This window comes from Burkholderia sp. GbtcB21 (genome assembly GCF_019091065.1).
GTDB lineage: Bacteria > Pseudomonadota > Gammaproteobacteria > Burkholderiales > Burkholderiaceae > Burkholderia > Burkholderia pyrrocinia_C.
Genome location: NZ_JAGXKA010000451.1, coordinates 1 through 238, shown reverse-complemented (window position 1 = coordinate 238; position 238 = coordinate 1). Strand labels below are relative to the sequence as shown.

General features: G+C 73.5%; 1 protein-coding gene. It reads right to left on the bottom strand.

The window, feature by feature from the left end; all coding sequences use genetic code 11:
- A partial coding sequence (locus KVT39_RS37345) for a hypothetical protein (protein ID WP_217591521.1) occupies positions 1-238 on the bottom strand: 238 nt, incomplete at both ends.

The following is a 238-nucleotide window of genomic DNA, read 5'->3' as shown; positions in this document are numbered from 1 at the left end:
CCCCGCCAGGTTCGGCTTCACCGGCGTGCCGGCGACCGTCAGCTTCTGCGCCGCGCGCCCGCCGAGCAGGTAGCTCGGCCCGATCTGGTTGCCGGTCGCTTTCAGCGACGGAATGTCGGCGACGATGCGGCCCGACAGCGGGCCGTCGTCGTCGACCCCGAACCTGCCGTCCCGCTGCGCGAACGGCACCGTGACGTTCGCATCGGGCGAGCCGTTCCGGGTCGCCCACGCAAGCGCC